We start from the raw sequence: 21,186 nt of genomic DNA, 5'->3' as shown, positions 1-21,186 counted from the left end.
TAATTATTTTTTTGTTATTACAGTCGCTGTTTACGCTGTAAGCCCCTTTAAATTGAACATAATTACCCTTTAAGTGTACTCTATTGATTCTGATTTTTTTGGTTTGTATGTTTTTTGTATAGGTTTATTTTAAGAAACCTTTAACTTTTATATGTACTTTTATGTAAATCAAAATCAAATTAATATATGAAACCATTTTTATTATCAATTTTTCTATGTTTTATGGGTATATCATTATACGCACAAAATAATGAAATTAAAGGAACCGTTTTGGATCGAGACGGAAGCCCTTTACCGGGAGTATCTATTGTTGTGAAAAATTCAGCAAAAGGAGTGACTACAGACTTTGACGGTAACTTTGTTTTATCGGATGTTCAAAGCGGTGAAACACTAGTTTTCTCATATCTAGGTTTTAAAACCAAAGATGTTGTAGTAAGTAATTTTAATGCAATGACAGTTACTTTAGAAGAAGACACTGAAAGTCTAGAGGAAGTTGTTGTTGTTGGGTATGGTACTCAAAAGAAAGCTTTAGTAACTGGAGCAAGTGTTAACGTAAAAGGTGAAGATATTGCAGCCTTAAATACAGGTACTGCCATGGAAGCACTTCAAGGAACAACTGCAGGTGTATCTATTACAAGAAACAGTGGTCAGCCAGGAGCAGGTACTAGAGTAACTATTCGTGGTTTGGGTACTATAGGTAACTCAAATCCATTATATATTGTTGACGGTGTTGCTGTTGGTAATATAGATTACCTAAACTCATCTGATATTGCTTCTATTGACGTTTTAAAAGATGCGGCTTCAGCTGCAATCTATGGATCAAGAGCTGCAAATGGAGTTGTTTTAGTAACAACAGTAAAAGGGCGTGCAGGTACCCCAGCAAAAATAAGTTACGATACTTATTATGGTATGCAAAACATTTACAAAAACTTAGACCCATTAAATGCACAAGAATATATGTACATTATGGATGAAGGTAGAGTAAACGATGGTTTAGCTCCAAATGATTGGGAATCAATTCTTAAAAATAATAACTGGTTAGATACCAACTACCCAGGATTAGGAACTGAATTAGGTGAAGAAGTTTGGTCGAACTTAGAAGATGGTTGGAAAGGAACTAACTGGATTGACGAAATGTCAAAAAAGAATGCTCCTATGCAAAGTCACGCTATTAATATAGTTGGTGGTAGTGAAGATATTGTATATTCTATGGGTGCTTCTTACTTAAGTCAAGAAGGTATTTTAGGTGCAGATTTAGTAGATGCAGGTTATAAAAGATTTACAGCTCGTTTAAATACTGAAATGGTATTGAAAAAGAACGATGAACATGCAATTATAACAGTTGGTGAAAACTTTACTTATACAAATGAAGAGAACAGAAGTGTAGCTTCTGGTAACATTTATTATAATGACCTTCACAATGCATTAGTTCAAAATCCGTTACAACCAGCATATTGGCAACAATCTATTGATAACAATATCAATCAGTTTGGATTTACACCTACTTTAGATGGTTTAGCAAATGACCAAACAAATCCTTTAGCAGTTATGTATTACCGTCATAACTATAATTATGGTAAAGGAAACAAAATTATTGGAAATGTATTTTTAGAAATTGAGCCAATTAAAGATTTAAAATTCAGAACATCTTATGGTGTTGATTCTTGGTTTGGACATTCAAGATCTATGAATCCAACTTATAACTTAGGATTGTTATATACTGATGATAATGATGGAGCTGGTCAAAGTCAATATTTTGGAAACAATTGGACTTGGACTACTACAGCATCATACAATCGTATGTTTGGAGATCACAGTTTAGATGTATTAGTTGGTACTGAATTACTTCAAAACCAAATAAATACTGAAGTTGGTGGTTCAAGAAATAATTTATTATTCCCTGGAGACCCAAAATATGCATATATAAACAATACACAAAGCCCTGAATCTATTAATGAGATTAACACTTGGGGAGCTGATTGGGCTGCTGGAGGCGGCGGATTATTGTCTTACATGGCAAAAGCACAATACAACTACAAAGAAAAGTATTTGTTTACAGCGATTGTTCGTGCTGATGGATCTTCAAATTTTGCTGATGGAAATAGATGGGGAACATTCCCTTCTTTCTCAGCTGGTTGGATCCTGACCGAAGAAGACTTTATGGCTAATACTTCTAACGTGTTAGATTTTGCAAAACTAAGAGCAAGTTGGGGACAAAACGGTAATCAATCTATTGATAACTTTATTTACTCTTCTCAAATAGCTTATGTATTCCCTGGATATTTCTTTGGAGATACTAAGCCTGTATCAGGTGTAACTTCTTATCCTGCAAGAGTAACCAACCCAGATGTAACTTGGGAAACTTCAGAACAATTAAATATTGGTTTTGATGCTCGTTTATTCAACTCAAAATTAGGAGTAACTTTTGATTGGTATCAAAAAACAACTAAAGATTGGTTGTTAGAAGCGCCAATTTTAGGAACATCAGGAGCTGGAGCACCTTTTATTAATGGTGGAGATATTGAAAATAAAGGTATTGAATTAGTGTTGTCTTGGAATCAACAAGTGAACGATTTTAATTATGGTATTACTATTAGTGGTGCACATAATAAGAACACAGTAACAAGAATAGCAAATACTGATGGTATAATTCAAGGTCCAGGAAGTGTGTTATCACAAGGTACTGCTGCAATTTCTAGAGTTGAGGTTGGTCAGCCAATTGGTTTCTTCTACGGTTATAAGGCTGACGGAATTTTACAAAACCAAGATGAAGTTGATGCGTATGTAACGCCAAGTGGAGATCCTTACTTTAACGATCAACGTCCTGGAGATGTTCGTTTTGTAGACGTAAACCAAGATGGTGTAATTGATGAAGCAGATAAAGGGTTTTTAGGAGATCCTAATCCTGATTTTGAAATGGGTATTCAATTAAATTTTGAGTACAAAGGCATCTATGCAAATGCTACTTTATCAGGTAAATTTGGAATGCAAGTAATGCAATCTTACCGCTCGTTTGCTGACCGTTTTGACCAAAACTACACTACCAGTGTTTTTGACCGTTGGCATGGTGAAGGAACATCAAATACAATGCCTCGTTTAACATATGGTTCTAATAGAAATACAAACTTTATTTCTGATATTTTTATGCACGATGCTGATTATTTGAGAATTAATAATGTAACTCTAGGATATAATTTTGGTAATATGTTAGCTGATTTTGAAGCTATCTCTAACCTTAAACTATATGTAGCTGTAACTAACTTACATACATTTACTAATTATGATGGAATGGATCCTGAAGTTCGTTATAGTGGAAATGATGATTTAAGTTGGGCTTCTGGAGTAGATCTTGGATTGTACCCACAAGCAAGAACTGTAATGTTTGGATTAAGTGTTGACTTTTAATAAAAAAACTTAGATGATGAAAAAAATTAAATATTTAATAGCTATTTCAGCAATGATTTTTGCTACTAGTTGTGGAGATAAATACTTAGATACAGAAAATCTTTACGGAAAAAGTTTGGAGACTTATTACAGTACTCCAACCGATATTGATGAAGCTATGGCGGGTGTTTATAACGCAATTTATACAGCTAACGTACATAGTAATGAAGCTATGGCTGCTAACTTAATGTCAGATATGATGTTAGGTGGTGGTGGACCAGATGATATAACTGCTAAATGGGCAGATAATTTTGAAGACCCAGCTGAAGACACATATAAAGATATGTGGTCTCAATCATATAATGGTATAGCAAGAGCAAATGCAATTATAGAAAAAACAGCTGAAGCTGATTTTTCAAAATATTTTGGTTCTCCTGAAGAAGCTCAAAAATTTAAAGATCAATCTATTGGAGAAGCTTTATTTATGAGAGCATTCTTTTACTTTAGATTGGCTAAATTCTTTGGAGGTGTACCAATGATTGTTGCAATTGATGATCCTAAAGATGTAGGAAGATCAACTTATACTGAAACATTTGCTCAAATAGCATCTGACTTAAAATTAGCAATTGAAACATTACCGGAAGATTCGTTTTCAAGTATTCCAACTTCAAGTTATGGGCATGCTAATAAATGGATTGCACAAGCATACTTAGGTAGAGTATTTTTATTCTATACAGGGTATATGACAAATATGGAAGGTCAAGCAACAAGTACATTACCATTAGTTGATGGAGGTGCTTTAACTGGCGCTGATGTAGCAGCATATTTAGATGATTGTATTAGTAGAAGTGGATATGCTTTAGCTAGTGATTTTAGAAATTTATGGCCATATTCTTATGTAAATCAAAGCAATGGAGCTACCGTTTTACCTTGGGCTGAAACTGAAGGTTTATCTTGGGTAGGTCAAGATGGTCATTCTCCAACTTTTGGAACAGGGAATTTTGAAAGTATGTTTGTTCAGCGTTATTCTTTTGGAGACTGGGGATGGTCTAACGGAAATATTTATACAAATAGGTTCTGTTTATTTGCAGGAATGCGTGATAACTCTTTAGTTCCTTTCGGACAAGGATGGGGTTGGTGTACTGTTAATCCTAAACTTTGGAATAGCTGGGATATTGATGATCCAAGAAGAGAAGGTTCTATAATTGAAGTTGGAAATGCTGACCAAGGTACTGGTGGTTATGCTGGAGACAAAGGAGATCACGAAACAGGATTCTTCAATAAAAAATATACTGCTATTCAACATCCAGAAAACGGAGGAGAAACAAAGGGAATGTTTGTTCAACTGTATGGTTGGGGTAATGCAGATATGCAATTAATGCATGCGCAAGATTTTATTTTTATGCGTTTTGCAGATGTGTTATTAATGCACTCTGAAATTACTGAAACTGCAACAGGATTAAATGCTGTTCGTGATAGAGCAGGTTTAGACGCTGTTAGTTATTCATTAAATGCTATTAAAGAAGAGCGTTTACACGAATTTGCTTTTGAAGGTTTACGTTGGTTTGATTTGGTACGTTGGGGAGATGTAGAAACTGCATTTGATTACACTCTTAACGTTAGAAACTCAGGAGTTGATGCTACATACAAAGCTAATTATAGATCAGAAATAAAAGGATTGGTTCCAATCCCAGAAACTGAAATAAGATTAGCAAATGGAGTTTATGATCAAAACCCAGGTTGGTAGTAAATAGTTTAATTTTAAATTAGAAAAAATGAAAATATATAAAATAATAAATCTATTTATGGCTTCTTTAGTGCTACTATTAGTAGCCTGTGAGCCTATTGTAGATGAAAATCATTTGAAAAACAATACAGATGTTGCAGGAGTTGAACTAGTTGCGTCACAAAGTACTGCAGGAGGTAATAAAATCACTTTAGATATGGTTACACCTGGTGTAACTGGTTATTGGGATTATAATTTAGGTACAGCCTTAACAAATAAAATTACGTTTGTTTATCCTATACCAGGAACATCAACATTTACCTTCACAGGTACTTTAGGAGCTGAATTTTTCACAAAAACAATTGACGTACAAGTTGATCAGTTAGACAATGCTTTAGATCAAGATTGGTATGATTTGGTAAGTGAAGATACAGCAGCAGGTAAAACTTGGGTCTTTGATGGATCAGGAGGAGATAATGGCCTTTGGTGGTTTATGTCTGCACCTGGAAGTACGGATAACGCTTGGTCTGTATGGTGGAATGCTGGTGGAACTTGTTGTCCTCCAGGAGATGTAAATGGTAAAATGCATTTTGATTTAAATGGTGCTGCAAATTATACGCATTACCAAGATGCCTCTGGAGAAGGTGAAACAGGAGGTTTTGTTTTAGATGTTGCCAACCAAATGCTAATGGTGAGTGGAGCTAAAATGTTAGGAGCTGATGCAGGTAACGCTGATGGTGTTTATGAAATAGTTTCTTTAGAAGAAGATAAAATGGTTCTTTACCTAAGTAATAGTGAAACTTACGGAACAGGTTGGACATTTGTATTTGTACCTGAAGTAAAATAAATAGTGTAGTACTATTAGGTTAACTACTAATAGTTGAACTAAAGAGTGTTCTTAACTTTTTTAATATAAGAAGTTTATAAAGAAGAGGGCAAAATTTAGCCCTCTTCTTTCATAAATAACAACTTTTTATAGATTCTATAATTATGAAAAATTACATAAAATACTCTAAACCTTTTGTAATATTAGGGGTAGCTTTAATACTGTTATTTTCTTGCGGAGGTAGTAATGATGAAGGTGATTTTACACCAACTCAACCTGAAACAGAACAAATTATTCCAACGAATTTAACCTTAGATATTACTATTGTAGGTATAGATTCTGAGAATCCTGAAGGAGATGGAACTGGTGTTATAAAATGTGTTGCCAATGCAACAGATGCTGTTAAATATGAATTTAGATTTGGAAATGGCGTTGAAGTTTCAAGTACAACAGGAAGTGTAGAATATATCTATACAACAAGAGGTACAAATATTTATTCTGTGAGTGTTTATGCATATTCTAAAACCGGCGATTATATCAATACATTTCAGCAAATTAAAATATTGGTTACACGTCCGCCATTTGATAATTTGGTTTGGTCTGATGAATTTAATATAGACGGAAGTCCAGATGAAACAAAATGGGCTTATAATATTGGAACAGGAAGCAATGGCTGGGGAAATGGGGAAAAACAATATTATACTGATAGAAGTGAAAATGTAATTGTTGAAGGTGGATTTTTAAAAATTACAGCCAAAAAAGAAAATTATGAAGGTTCAGCATATACTTCTTCTCGTTTGTTAACACAGGGTAAATTCGAATTTACTTACGGAAAAGTTGAAGTACGTGCAAAATTACCGTTTGGAGAAGGTACTTGGCCAGCTATTTGGATGCTAGGTTCAAATATATCAACGGTAAGTTGGCCAGCTTGTGGTGAAATAGATATTATGGAACATTGGGGACACAATCAAAACGTGGTTCAAAGTGCTATGCACACACCATCAAGTTATGGTAACACAACTAATCATGGATCGCAAACAATTAATGATGTCTCAACTGCATTCCATGTATATACTGTTGAATGGGATGATCAAGAAATTGTTTTTGCTGTTGATGGTTTAGTTCATTACACCTATAATCCAGGTTCAAAAGATAGTAATACGTGGCCATATACTGATAATCAATTTATCATTTTAAATGTAGCCATGGGAAGTAGTTGGTTTGATATAGACCCAAATTTTGAAACATCATCTATGGAAATAGATTATGTAAGAGTATATCAACAGTAAGAGTTTTATAATAATTAATTTGGTGATTATTATTAGTTTGTTTACAGCCATTTTTTTCAAATCTAAAAATGGCTGTATTTCAAAACTGCTACACATAAATTAATTTAAAAATTAGTGATTTAGGACATTGAGTGTCGTGTAATTAAAAAAGGGACAGTATTATTTTTGAAAAGAAAGCAGAACCTTTTCAGTTTCATTTTACAAAACAAGTCATGTATAAAGAATCCTATTAAAATTAGTGTATTAATGACAAAATAGTACAATAATTTATTTAAGTGTTCAATTAATTTTGAGAAGACAGATAAATCCTTTCAATTTCATTTTACAAAAAAAACCATGTTAAAAAAATCATCCATTAAAATTAGTGTGTTTCTATTTATAGTAGCGTGTTTTGTTACTAGTTGTAATACAAATAGTAATACAAAAAAAGAAGAAGTTTCAACAAAGCCTATTCATGAAATTTCAAAATTAAACATATCAGAAAGTGCTGTTTATACAACTTCAGCATCAAAAGATGTAAAGCTGCAATTAACAAGTGCTAATATTGCGTTTTCAGATTTTAAACAACCTTTAGAAACTGAAGCATCAATATTTATAAATACTTCAAAATCGCATCAAACATTTGTAGGTATTGGAGCCGCATTAACAGATGCTTCCGCAGAAACTTTTTATAAATTAACCAAAGACCAACAAAAACTCTTTATGGAAGCTTACTATAGCATTGATAAAGGAATTGGATATTCGTTGGCAAGAACTATTATTCATAGTTGTGATTTTTCAACCAATAGTTATACCTATGTTGAAGAAGGTGATGCCGAATTAAAAACATTTAGCATTGAACATGATAAGCAATACAGACTTCCTTTTACAAAATTAGCAATTGCTGCAGCAGGTGGTGAGTTAACTATGTTTGCTAGTCCTTGGAGCCCGCCAGCATTTATGAAAACCAATAATAATATGTTACAAGGTGGGAAATTAAAACCAGAATTTTACCAACCTTGGGCTAATTATTATGCGAAGTTTATTAAAGCATACGAGAAAGAAGGAATTCCAATTTGGGGATTGTCAATTCAAAATGAACCAATGGCAGTTCAACGTTGGGAATCGTGTATTTATACGGCTGAAGAGGAGCGTGATTTCTTAAAAAACTACTTAGGGCCAACACTTGAAAAAGAAAGTTTAGGAGATAAAAATATTATTGTTTGGGATCACAACCGCGATCTATTATTTGAAAGAGCTAATGTGATTTTAAGCGATCCAGATGCCAATAAATATGTTTGGGGAACTGGTTTTCATTGGTATGAAGATTGGAAAGATGGAACACCAATGTATAAAAATGTAGATCAGGTGAACGATGCTTACCCTGATAAAAAATTAATTTTTACTGAAGGTTGTAATGAAAAATATGAGTTGAGTAGAATTGAAGATCCTGTTTTAGCTGAACGTTATGGAAAAGCAATGATCAACGATTTTAACAATGGAACAGTAGCTTGGACCGATTGGAATATTTTATTAGATGAAACTGGTGGGCCAAACCATGTTGGGAATTTATGTTTTGCTCCAGTTCACGGAGATACACAAACAGGTAAATTAACCTTTACAAATTCTTACTATTATATTGGGCATTTTTCAAAATTTATTCGTCCGGGAGCTAAACGTTTATCTACAGGTACAACTGCAAATCACATAAGCGCAACTTCTTTTAAAAATACTGATGGAAGCATAGTTGTAGTTGCTTTAAACGATAGCGATAATGATATAGATTATATGCTAACATTAGATACGCAAACTACTAGTTTACAAATGCCAGCAAGATCAATTCAAACAATTATTCTAAAATAATAAGCTAAGTATAGTATGTCTAAAAAATTAGTATTTATAGCATTTGTAGTATCATTAGGAGGTTTTCTCTTTGGATTTGATGCTGGGATTATTTCAGGTGTAATGTCTTACGCCGGACCAGAATTTAACTTAAGTGACGGACAAACAGGTTGGGTGGTAAGCTCTCCTTCATTTGCAGCTATGATTGCAATGCTTATTTCTGGTAGGTTAAGTGATTATATTGGTAGAAAAAAAATACTAATTTATGTGGCATTTGCTTATGCAATTTCAGCATTGCTTTCGGCTTATGCAACTTCTTATGAAATGTTGTATATCGCCAGAATGATTGGTGGTTTTGCTTTTGGAGCAGCACTTATTTTAGCGCCAACCTATATTGCAGAAATTTCTACTGCTGAAAATAGAGGTAAATTAGTTTCAATTCAACAGTTAAATATTGTTTTAGGATTTTTTGCAGCTTTTTTAAGTAACTATTATTTAAACCATTTAAATTCTCAAGGCTCCACTTTTTTTACTGATGAAAATGTATGGAGATATATGTTGGGTGTTGAGTTAGTTCCTGCTACATTTTATTTCATTTTTATGTTTTTTGTACCTAGAAGTCCACGTTGGTTATTTTCAAAAAACAGGTTAAAAGAAGCTAAAAATGTACTTAACAGTATTCACGGTGAACAACAAGGAGCTATTGAAATTAAATCTATTGAAGAGAATATTCAAGAAGGAAAACAAACTTCAAAAATTGCCTTTAAAGAGTTATTAAAACCATCACTACGTTTTATCATTATAGTTGGTTTGGTAATTGGAGTTTTACAACAAATAACAGGTATAAATGCCGTTTATTTTTATGCAACTTCTATTTTTAAACAAACAGGTATTGGAACCGATGCTGCTTTTTCTTCAGGTGTTTTATTAAGTTTTACATCGGTGGTTTTTACGGTGGTAGCTATTTTGTTAATTGACAGAATGGGGCGTAGACCCTTATTACTAGTTGGTATGGCAGGTATTGCTATTAGCTTGTTGTTATGTGCTTATGGCTTTCACCAAGCAACTTACAAGCTAACTTCCGAAGAAATTTCATCGTTTGAAAATTTCGATGGAAATAAGTTAGCATCTTATGAAGGTAAAGTGTACGATAATGATTTAGATTTTAAAAGAGATATGAAATCGGCACTAGGAAATCAGGTATATGCAAAAAATGAAGGCGCTATTTTAGAAGCCGCAACCGATATGAACCCTGTACTTGTGTTAGCTGGTATTTTAGGATTTATAGCTTGTTTTGCTTTTTCTTTAGGACCAGTTATGTGGGTGCTACTTTCAGAATTGTATCCAAATAAATACAGAGGATTGGCTATTGGTGTAATTGGTTTTGTAAACTCATTTGTAAGCTGGTTAATTCAACAAATTTTTCCTTGGGAATTATCAACATTAGGAAACGCATTAACGTTCTTAATTTTTGGTACAATTGCCACATTTGGATTTTTTATTTTATTGAAAATACTTCCAGAAACGAAAGGGAAATCATTAGAGCAAATAGAATCAGAATTAGTAACAGATTAAGGACCGAGATATGAAAAGTGTTTTTACAATTATAGTGTGTATTTCAATGTTTATTGGATGTAAGCAAACTCCTTCAAAAATGAAAGTAGATACAACTGTTGCTGGTCCCGTGAAAGTTGAACTTAAAAATGAAAAAGGACAATATCAGTTGTATGTTAATAAGGAACCTTTTTACATAAAAGGTGCAGGTTTAGAGTTTGGAAACATCCCTTCAGTAGCAAAACATAACGGAAATTCATTTAGAACTTGGAGAACTGATAACGGTAAACAAACGGGGAAAGAAGTTTTAGACGAAGCACAAAAATATGGTTTATTGGTTACTATGGGTATTGAAGTAGCGCGTGAAAGACATGGGTTTGATTATGATGATGAAGCCGTTGTAAAAGCTCAAAAAGAAAGAATTAAACAAGAAGTTTTGGCTTTAAAGGATCATCCTGCTTTATTAATTTGGGCCATAGGAAACGAGCTAAATTTAAGAGCTACCAATCCGAAAGTTTGGGATGCTGTAAATGATATTTCAAAAATGATTCATGAAATAGATCCGAATCATTTAACAACAACAACACTTGCAGGAATTTCACAGCAAGAAGTTAATGATATTGAAGAACGATGTTCAGATATTGATCTTTTATCGGTGCAATTGTATGGTAAAATTGAAGAATTACCTCAAATGCTAAAAGCATATAAGTTCAAGGGGCCATATATGGTAACTGAATGGGGAGCAACAGGACATTGGGAGGTTCCAAAAACAGCTTGGGGAACTCCAATTGAAGATAATAGTACCGTAAAAGCAGCCGATTATTTAAAAAGATATGAAACAATAATTAAAGCAGATTCGGCACAATGTGTTGGTTCTTATGTCTTTCTTTGGGGACAAAAACAAGAGCGTACGCCTACTTGGTATGGGATGTTTTTAGAAGATGGTAGCGAAACCGAATCGGTTGATGCAATGCATTATGCTTGGAATGGAAAGTGGCCAGAAAACAGAACACCTCAAGTTCAATCTTTCACCATAAATAGTAAAACAGCTTACGAAAATGTAGTGTTGAGTCCTAACAAAGCGTCAGTAGCAATTCTCAACTGTGTAGATTTTGAAAACGACCCGTTGACCTATCGTTGGGAAATTTTACCTGAAAGTACCGATTTACAAGATGGTGGCGATTTTGAAAAAAGACCAATTGCCATTGAAATAAAGGTGTTAAGTGAAAATGGGGGTGAGTTAAAATTTAATGCACCTGACGAAAAAGGAAATTATAGATTGTTTGGATATGCTACTGACGGATTTGGTCATGCAGCAACAGCAAACATTCCATTTAAAGTAAATTAAAGATAACATAATCATAAATAAATCTCACAAAAAGAGATTGTAAATTCAAATTTTACGAACAATTAATTAAAGAGAATAACATGTATATAGGAGATAAAGAAGCTTCTTTTGGAGAAAACGAAGTGACAGGGAAATTAGTGAGCATAGGCGATGAAAGTTATTACAAAATTTCGAATGTAAATGAAATGAGACCATTCTTCATGAGTGTAGTAAGTCATTCAAATCATTGGATGTTTATTTCTAGTAATGGAGGTCTTTCAGCAGGAAGAAAAAATAGTAATTATGCGTTATTTCCGTATTATACTGATGATAAAATAACCGAATCTGCTGAAATTACAGGAAGCAAAACACTGCTTCAAGTTCATATAAATAAGAAAACTTATTTATGGGAACCATTTTCAAATAAGTATACAGGTGTGTACAACATCAGTAGAAATTTGTACAAAAATAACTTTGGAAATAAATTAATTTTTGAAGAAATAAATCACGATTTAGGAGTTACCTATAAATACCAATGGAATTCTAGTGATCGTTTTGGTTTTGTAAAAATAGCCACGTTAATAAACAATACAGATAAACCTGTAAAATATTCCGTTTTAGACGGAATTCAAAATATCATTCCACACGGAATTTCATCTGATTTTCAGAACTCATCTAGTAACTTGGTAGATGCTTACAAAAAATGTGAATTAGAGGCTGAGGTAGGTTTAGGTATTTTTGCTTTAAGCGCCATTATTGTTGATAAAGCTGAACCAAGTGAAGCTTTAAAAGCCAATATTGTTTGGTCTGCAGGAATTGAAAATCCTACGTATTTATTGTCTTCAAAACAATTGGAAAACTTCAGAAAAGGAAAACAATTACAACAAGAAGTTGATATAAAGGCTGAAAAAGGAGCTTATTTTACTTGTGCTGAAATTACTTTAGAAGCCAATGCTGAAAAAGAATGGATCTTAGCTGCTGATGTAAATAAATCTATTGTTCATATTACTGAAATCACAGAAACTATAAAGAATGAAAAAGATTTAATTGCAGTTGTTAAAAATGATATTGAAGAAGGTACACAGCAATTAATTGAGCTTACCGGAAATGCTGATGGATTGCAGTTAACAGCTGATAAACTTCAAAATACACGTCATTTTTCAAATACACTTTTCAACATTATGCGAGGTGGTATTTTTGATGACAATTATAATATTGAAAAAGAAGATTTTGCAAAGTATATAGCAAATGCAAATAAAAAAGTTTGGAAGAAAAAAGAAGATTTAATTCAACAACTTCCAACGGTATTTTCGTTGAATTTTTTAAAGAAACTTGCAAGTGAAGATGACGATAAAAATTTCAAACGTTTGTGTTTTGAATATATGCCGCTAAAATTTAGTAGAAGGCACGGAGATCCAAGCCGACCTTGGAATAAATTTTCAATTAACACAAGAAGCGAAATTGATGGTTCAAAAATTTTGGATTATGAAGGAAACTGGAGAGATATTTTTCAAAACTGGGAAGCACTAGCGCACTCGTATCCTCAGTTTATAGAAAGTATGATATTTAAATTTTTGAATGCCACTACTTTTGAAGGCTACAATCCGTACCGTGTAACAAAAGGCGGTTTTGATTGGGAAACAATTGAGCCAGATGATCCTTGGTCGTATATTGGGTATTGGGGTGATCATCAAATCATTTATTTATTAAAGTTTTTAGAATTTATTGAAGACTATTACCCAACTAAATTAAGTGCATATTTCAACCAAGAAATGTTTGTATATGCCAATGTACCTTATAAAATTAAAAGCTATTCAGATACCTTAAAAAATCCAAAAGACACCATTGATTTTGATATAGAACTAGATCATCAAATAAATCAAAAGAAAAAAGAATTAGGAGCTGATGGTGCTTTGCTTAGAGATGAAAATTTCTTTATTCATAAAGTCAATTTTATCGAAAAAATAATGGCTACCGTATTGGCAAAGGTTTCTAATTTTATTCCTGAAGGCGGAATTTGGTTAAATACCCAACGTCCTGAATGGAACGATGCCAACAATGCGTTGGTTGGTAATGGAGTTTCTATGGTAACCTTGTATTATTTAAGACGCTTTTTAAAATTCTTTGAAGCACTTATTCAAAATAACGCAATGGAAGAAGTGTTGGTTTCAGAAGAAATCAAATTGTTTTTTGATGCAGTTGTAAAAACTTTTGAAGGAAATGAACACTTACTTTCAGGTAAAATTTCAGATGAAGAAAGAAAAACCATTTTAGACGGTTTAGGAAATGCAGGAAGCGAATACAGAGCAGCTATTTATTCAAATGGTTTTACAGGAGAAAAGACCGTTGTTAAAAAAAGTGAGTTGCAGCATTTTTGTGACTTAACTACAAACTTCTTAGAGCATACCATTAGAGCCAACAAAAGAACCGATGATTTGTATCATTCATACAATTTAATGACGGTTGAAAATGATAAAGAAATTTCAATTTCTTACTTGTCTGAAATGTTAGAAGGCCAGGTAGCAGTGTTAAGCTCAGGTTACCTTTCTTCAACAGAAAGTTTAGCGTTATTAGATGGATTAAAAAATAGTGCGTTGTACAGAGAAGATCAGTACAGCTACATTTTGTATCCGAATAAAAACTTGTCAAGATTTGTAGATAAAAACAATATTTCAGCTAAAAAAGTTGAAAAATTAGCCTTGATAAAACAATTATTGAAAGATGGAAATAAGCAAATTGTTGAAAAAGATATTTTAGGAAACTTCCATTTTAATGGAAACTTCAACAATGCAGATAGTTTGAAAAATGCCTTAGCTGAATTGCCTGAAGAACAATACAAATCTCTTGTTGAAGAAGATGAGAAAGCATTATTAAACATATTTGAAGAAATATTTGACCATAAGTCATTTACTGGTAGATCAGGAACCTTCTTTGGTTACGAAGGATTGGGGTCTATTTATTGGCATATGGTTTCAAAATTGGTAGTGGCAGTTCAAGAAAATTGTTTAAAAGCTATTGAAGCCAATGAAAGTGCTGAGGTAGTTGGACGATTATTAGAGCATTATTATGAAATAAACGAAGGTATTGGTGTGCATAAATCTCCTGAATTATATGGTGCAATTCCTACAGATCCGTATTCACATACACCTGGAGGAAAAGGAGCGCAGCAACCAGGAATGACTGGACAAGTAAAAGAAGATGTATTAAGCCGATTTAAAGAGTTAGGAGTTCAGGTTAAAAACGGAGAATTACAGTTTAAACCTACTTTATTGCGAAAAGACGAATTTTTAAAGACTCCTAAAAAGTTCAAATACACCACAATAGATAAACAAGTAAAAGAAATTGAATTGGATAAAGATTCACTTTGTTTTACTTATTGTCAAATACCTGTTGTTTATAAATTAGGAACGGAGAATGCCATTCAGCTAATTCATAAAAATGGAAATAAATTAAAAATTAAAGGACAAGTAATTGACGGTATTACAAGTGAGCAAATATTTTCAAGAAGTGGAGAAATTGAACGTATAGAAGTAGTACTTAAATAAGTAAAATTAATAACTAAAAACAATTCATATTATGAAAGAAAAAAATTATCCAAGATCGTTTTCACATATAGGAATCACGGTTCCAGATATTAAAAAAGCAGTACAATTTTATCAAAAAGTAATGGGTTGGTATGTTATTATGGAACCTTCAACAGTTACTGAAGAAAGTGATACTGCAATTGGTCAAATGTGTATTGATGTATTTGGTGAAAATTGGGGAACATTTGAAATTGCTCACATGTCAACATCAGATGGGGTTGGGGTAGAGTTGTTTTCTTTCCCAAATATGAGCAATGAAAAACCTGAATTCAATCCGTTTAAAACAGGGTTGTTTCACTTTTGTGTACAAGACCCAGATATTGAAGGTTTGGTAGATAAAATTGTTGCACACGGAGGAAAACAACGTATGCCAATTAGAGAGTATTATCCAAATGAAAAGCCTTTTAAAATGGTATATGTTGAAGATCCATTCGGAATCATATTTGAAATTTACACCCATAGTTACGAGTTAACATATTCATCAGGAGCTTATCAAGATTCATAAATTTAGATAAAAAACACCTTAATATTTATTCAATATGAATTTGAAAAAAGCCCAATTAATTATAGTTACAATTTTTGTAATGAGCTGTAATGATACACCCGTAATTACCGAAAAAGTTGAAAGTAATCAAGAAATTGAACAAAAAATTCAACGTTTATTAGGTGAAATGACCTTAAAAGAAAAAGCAAGCCAAATGTTAAACATTGGCTTGCCATCTTTGTTGAAAGGAGATTATTGGGATGTGCGTGATACAGCAGTTTTTGATAAAGAAAAGTTTCAAAAGTTTATAATTGATTACGGAATAGGTTCAATTCATAACACACCTCAATTTTTAGCAGATGTTAATGATTGGCATCAAATAGTAAAAGAAATTCAAGATAGCATCATGAAAAACACCCGTTTGGGTATTCCAGTTTTGTACGGAATTGATAATATTCATGGAGCCAATTATGTGAAAAATTCGGTGCTTTTTCCACATCAAATAGCTTTAGCAGCTACGTGGAATAGAGAGCTGTCTAAATTAAATGGTAAAATAACGTCTTACGAGTCTAGAGCGGCATCGTTACCGTGGAATTTCAACCCAAATATTGATGTAGCTATGAACCCTTTATGGGGAAGAATTTCTGAAAGTTTTGGAGAAGATCCTTATTTAATTGCTGAAATGGGAGCTGCTTATACGCAAGGTTCTCAAGGTGAAAACCTAAGCAATTCTGAAAGTACAGCCGTTTGTTTAAAGCATTTTATTGGTTATGGCGCAGGTGCAAATGGTAAAGACCGTGCCAATGCTATCATTCCAGAGAATAGTTTACGGCAGTATTTTTTACCTCCGTTTAAAAAAGCAATAGATGCAGGTGCTATGGGCGTTATGATTAGTTCTAATGCCGTAAATGGTATTCCTTGTCATATCAATAGCCATTATATTACCGATATTTTAAAAGGTGAATTTGGGTTTAAAGGTGTTGTAATTTCTGATTTTAGCGATGTGGAATTTTTAATTGAAGCGCACGAAGTTACCAATAGTAAACGCGAAGCTACCAAAATGGCTGTAAATGCTGGACTAGATATGTTGATGAATCCGTATGATGTTGATGTTGTAGATTACATTATTGATTTGGTTGAAAGCAACGAAATACCAATGGCTAGAATTGACGATGCTGTTACCAGAATTTTAAGGCTGAAATTTCAACTAAATTTATTTGAAACACCTTATAACAATCCTGCTGATTTTCCTAATGTTGGAAGTGAAAAACACATTGCCGAAAATTATAAAACAGCAGCTGAAGCCATTACCTTATTAAAGAATGATAAATCTGTGCTACCTTTAAAAAAAGGAAAAAAAATAATGGTAACTGGCTACGCAGCCAATTCTATGAATGTACTTAATGGCGCTTGGTCTAGAACTTTTTTAGGGCAAGATCCAACATACAACGATCCTAGTAAACTCACTATTTTAAAAGCTATTGAAAAGGAAGTTGGTGCTGAAAACGTAACGTATGTTGAGGGAACCAATTATACCGAAGATATCAATACTTCTCTGGCTGTTTCTAAAGCAAAAAATGCAGATTATATTGTGGTTTGTGTTGGAGAATTACCAGCTACAGAAAAACCTTCAGACATCAATGAATTAGCGTTGCCAAAAGTACAACGAGAGTTAATTCAAAAATTACAAGTTTATAAAAAACCAATTATTTTGGTAATGGTGCAAGGGCGACCAAGAATTATTCGTGAAGTTGAACCGCTTACAAATGCAATTGTAATGGGGTATTTACCTGGTCAAGAAGGTGGAAGAGCAATTTCAGATGTGTTATTTGGAAACATTAATCCAAGTGGGAAATTGCCTTATACGTATCCAAAATATTCAGGAAATGCGTTGCCATATTATCATAAAAAAGCCGATATAAGAGATGCCAATTGGGGGTATGATGGTTTTTATACGCAGTTTGAATTTGGTTACGGACTTTCGTATACATCTTTTGAATATTCAAATGTGAAATTAGATAAAGAAACCATTTCAAAAGATGGTGAGCTAACAATTTCTGTGACTGTTAAAAATACAGGAAACATGGAAGGTAAAGAAGTGGTGCAATTATATTTAAAAGATATAGTAGCTTCTGTAGCTCCCGACTCTAAAAGGCTCATTCGATTTCAAAAAATAAACCTTCTACCTAATGAAACAAAAACAGTTGCTTTTTCAATTCAACCAAACGATTTACAATTCATAGGAATGGATCATAATTGGGTTGTTGAAGAAGGCGAGTTTGAACTTCAAATTGGTGGAAATCCAAAAGAATTACTGAAAAAACAAATGTTTTACAAAAACCAAAAATAGCTGTTAAAGCTACTATTAAATTATGTTAGAAATTATTAAAAAATCAATTTATTTAGGAATTATGATCATACTATTTTCTTGTGCTGAAACGCCTAAAGAAATTAAAAACAATACAGCCGCTGAAATTTTAGGAAACCCTGAATATTTGGCCATTTCTTATGGAGGATATAGAGAAAATACACGTGATGCACAACCTACAGTTGAAGAATTAAAAGAAGATATGAAAATTTTGGCAGCAATGAATGTCAAAATTGTTAGAACTTACAATGTTCATTTAGCGCAAGCGTCAAACTTATTAGAAGCCATAAAACAGTTAAAAGCAGCCGATTCAAATTTTGAGATGTATGTGATGTTAGGTGCGTGGATAGATTGTAAAAATGCGTGGACAGAATTAGAACCAGATCACAATGCTGAAAGCGAGCGCAATGCTGTTGAAATAGAAACAGCTGTAGCCTTAGCAAAAGCATATCCAGACATTGTAAAAATAATTGCTGTTGGAAACGAAGCTATGGTAACATGGGCAACAAGTTATTACGTTCAGCCAAGTGTTATTTTAAAATGGGTAAATCATTTACAAGAATTAAAAAAATCAGGTGAACTTCCTGCGGATTTATGGGTAACAAGTTCTGATGATTTTGCTTCTTGGGGTGGAGGAGATCCAAGCTATCATACACCAGATTTAGAAGCCTTAATTAAAGCCGTAGATTATGTTTCTATGCATTCGTATGCAATGCATAACACCTATTACAACCCAGGTTTTTGGGAAGTTCCAGGCGAAGAAAATAACCTTTCAGATATTGAAAAAATTGATTTGGCAATGGAAAGAGCTTTGAACTTTGCTAAAACCAATTATCAAAACGTTTCTAATTATGTAAAAAGTATTGACTCTACCAAAACAATCCATATTGGAGAATCTGGTTGGGCTACAGTTTCAAACGGACATTATGGAGCTAATAGTTCTAAAGCAGCCGATGAATACAAAGCAGGAGTCTATTACCAAAAATTACGTAAATGGACCAATGCATCTGGGATTTCTTGTTTCTATTTTGAAGCCTTTGACGAGCAATGGAAAGATGCTGCAAATGCGTTGGGTTCTGAAAATCATTTCGGCTTAATTAATTTAAAAGGTGAAGCAAAATTTGCTTTATGGGAAATGGTTGATAATGGAACTTTTGAAGGATTAACCAGAAATGGCATGCCAATTACAAAAACATACAATGGAGATAAAAATGCATTGATGAAAGATGTATTAGTACCCCCATCAGCAACCGAATAAAAAAGCAAAAATCTATTTATAAAAATCAATCATACGCTATGAAATTTTAAAGTAGAATAGTTAAATAAACCAAATCAAAACTTAAAACCAAACCACATGAAACATCACAAAACAGCACCGCAGGATATTGTTCCTTTAGGGCAAAAATTAGCATTTGGATCAGGACATTTAGCCAATCAATTATTTCCTGCCGCTCTAGGTGTTTTTATGGTTGTATTGGTCATGTCTCTAGGAATGAACCCTGTTTTAGCAGGTTTGTTAGGTGCATTGCCTAGATTATTAGATGCACTTACCGATCCAATAATGGGCTTTATTTCAGATAACACAAAATCAAAATGGGGACGAAGAAAACCTTATATACTTATAGGTAGTGTTATTTCTGGAGTTGCATATATGATTATGTGGCAGTTAAATCCTGAAGATTCTGAAATGTATAATTTCTTTTATTTTTTAATTGTTTCATTATTCTTTTATATTGGTTATACCGTTTTTGCAACACCATTAATTGGATTGGGATATGAAATGACACCCGATTATAATGAACGTACGCGTTTAATGGCGGTTTCGCAATTTATGGGACAAATGGCTTGGGTAATTGCTCCTTGGTTTTGGGTTCTTATTTACGACCAATCGTTATTTGAAAGTGCACCAGAAGGAGCTAAAATAATGGCTATCTGGGTTGGAGGATTGTGTATGGTTTTAGGAATATTACCTGCACTATTCAACAAAGAAATGGAAGTTGATAAAAGTAAATTGAAAAACCTTTCAAGGAGTGAATTGGCAGCAAATACCAAAGAATTTATAAGAGGAATTATATTAACTGTAAAAAACAAGCAGTTTATGAAATTATGTGGAGCCACGTTCTTTATTTTTAACGGGTTTCAAACAATTGCACAGTTTTCGTTTTTTATAATTGTTTATTATTTATTTCAAGGAGACACCGTTGCCGCAGGTACTTGGCCTGCTTGGTTTGGAACTGTAAGTGCATTAGCTACTATGTTTTTAGTAATTCCTGTTGTTACCAAAATTTCTGTAAAAATTGGGAAGCGTAGAGCTTTTATAGTTGCTACCTTGCTTTCAATTGTTGGGTATATTTTAAAATGGTGGGGATTTGACCCAGGGAATCCTTGGTTAATGTTTATGCCTATTCCTTTCCTTTCTTTCGGAATTGGAGGTTTATTTACGCTAATGATGTCTATGACCGCAGACGTTTGTGATTTAGATGAATTGAATAATGGAGAGCGCCGTGAAGGGATGTTTGGAGCAGTTTACTGGTGGATGGTAAAATTAGGAACAGCTCTTGCAATGCTAACTAGTGGTGTTGTTTTACAACTTGTTGGTTTTGATGAAAGTATTACAGTTCAATCAGCTGATACGCTAACTAATTTACGTTTAGCAGATATTATTATACCTATAGTTGCAGCCTTAATTGCCATTATTTTAGTTTGGAGATACAATATAACGGAGGAAAGAGCACATGAAATTAAAGAAGCTTTAGTTACGCGTCGTGCGGAAATTGCAATTGAAGATGAAAATAACCGAAAGCAAGCTTCTTAAGCTTTTTT

General features: G+C 33.2%; 12 protein-coding genes. All 12 read left to right on the top strand.

Features of this window, described 5'->3' with window-relative positions:
* The first annotated feature begins 222 nt into the window (after window positions 1-222).
* The 12 genes from CHB67_RS07340 to CHB67_RS07285 all read left to right on the top strand — a co-directional run bounded on the left by CHB67_RS07340 (window position 223) and on the right by CHB67_RS07285 (window position 21,178).
* Window positions 223-3,405, top strand: coding sequence for a SusC/RagA family TonB-linked outer membrane protein (locus CHB67_RS07340; protein WP_245813443.1), 3,183 nt, complete (start codon window positions 223-225; stop codon window positions 3,403-3,405).
* A 16-nt stretch (window positions 3,406-3,421) separates the two neighbouring features.
* On the top strand, window positions 3,422-5,131 hold the full coding sequence (locus tag CHB67_RS07335) for a RagB/SusD family nutrient uptake outer membrane protein (protein ID WP_089381095.1): 1,710 nt from the start codon (window positions 3,422-3,424) through the stop codon (window positions 5,129-5,131).
* Between the two features lie 28 nt (window positions 5,132-5,159).
* Window positions 5,160-5,957 (top strand): hypothetical protein, encoded by a 798-nt coding sequence (locus CHB67_RS07330; RefSeq protein ID WP_089381094.1) that lies wholly within the window; start codon window positions 5,160-5,162, stop codon window positions 5,955-5,957.
* Between the two features lie 143 nt (window positions 5,958-6,100).
* Entirely contained in the window at window positions 6,101-7,225 is a 1,125-nt protein-coding gene (locus CHB67_RS07325; RefSeq protein ID WP_089381093.1) for a glycoside hydrolase family 16 protein, read from the top strand.
* Between the two features lie 336 nt (window positions 7,226-7,561).
* Window positions 7,562-9,067 carry a glycoside hydrolase family 30 protein gene (locus CHB67_RS07320; RefSeq protein ID WP_089381092.1) on the top strand — a complete coding sequence of 502 codons (1,506 nt, stop codon included), beginning with the start codon at window positions 7,562-7,564 and terminating at the stop codon, window positions 9,065-9,067.
* Between the two features lie 15 nt (window positions 9,068-9,082).
* A complete protein-coding gene (locus CHB67_RS07315; RefSeq protein WP_089381091.1) occupies window positions 9,083-10,621 on the top strand; it encodes a sugar porter family MFS transporter in 1,539 nt (512 codons plus the stop codon).
* Window positions 10,622-10,631: 10 nt separating this feature from the next.
* A complete protein-coding gene (locus tag CHB67_RS07310; protein WP_089381090.1) occupies window positions 10,632-11,948 on the top strand; it encodes a glycoside hydrolase family 2 TIM barrel-domain containing protein in 1,317 nt (438 codons plus the stop codon).
* A gap of 80 nt (window positions 11,949-12,028) precedes the next feature.
* Window positions 12,029-15,472 (top strand): hypothetical protein, encoded by a 3,444-nt coding sequence (locus tag CHB67_RS07305; protein ID WP_245813442.1) that lies wholly within the window; start codon window positions 12,029-12,031, stop codon window positions 15,470-15,472.
* A gap of 31 nt (window positions 15,473-15,503) precedes the next feature.
* The gene (locus tag CHB67_RS07300) at window positions 15,504-16,016 is read left to right on the top strand and encodes a lactoylglutathione lyase family protein (protein ID WP_394335355.1); all 513 of its coding nucleotides are present in this window, start codon (window positions 15,504-15,506) and stop codon (window positions 16,014-16,016) included.
* Between the two features lie 34 nt (window positions 16,017-16,050).
* A complete protein-coding gene (locus CHB67_RS07295; protein WP_089381087.1) occupies window positions 16,051-18,345 on the top strand; it encodes a glycoside hydrolase family 3 N-terminal domain-containing protein in 2,295 nt (764 codons plus the stop codon).
* Between the two features lie 22 nt (window positions 18,346-18,367).
* A complete protein-coding gene (locus CHB67_RS07290) occupies window positions 18,368-19,621 on the top strand; it encodes a glycosyl hydrolase family 17 protein (protein ID WP_089381086.1) in 1,254 nt (417 codons plus the stop codon).
* Window positions 19,622-19,717: 96 nt separating this feature from the next.
* Window positions 19,718-21,178 carry an MFS transporter gene (locus tag CHB67_RS07285; RefSeq protein ID WP_089381085.1) on the top strand — a complete coding sequence of 487 codons (1,461 nt, stop codon included), beginning with the start codon at window positions 19,718-19,720 and terminating at the stop codon, window positions 21,176-21,178.
* The last annotated feature ends 8 nt before the right edge of the window (window positions 21,179-21,186 follow it).

The organism is Lutibacter agarilyticus (genome assembly GCF_900188235.1).
GTDB lineage: Bacteria > Bacteroidota > Bacteroidia > Flavobacteriales > Flavobacteriaceae > Lutibacter > Lutibacter agarilyticus.
Note: the sequence above shows the minus strand (reverse complement) of the source record. Positions and strands in the feature narration are given on the sequence as shown.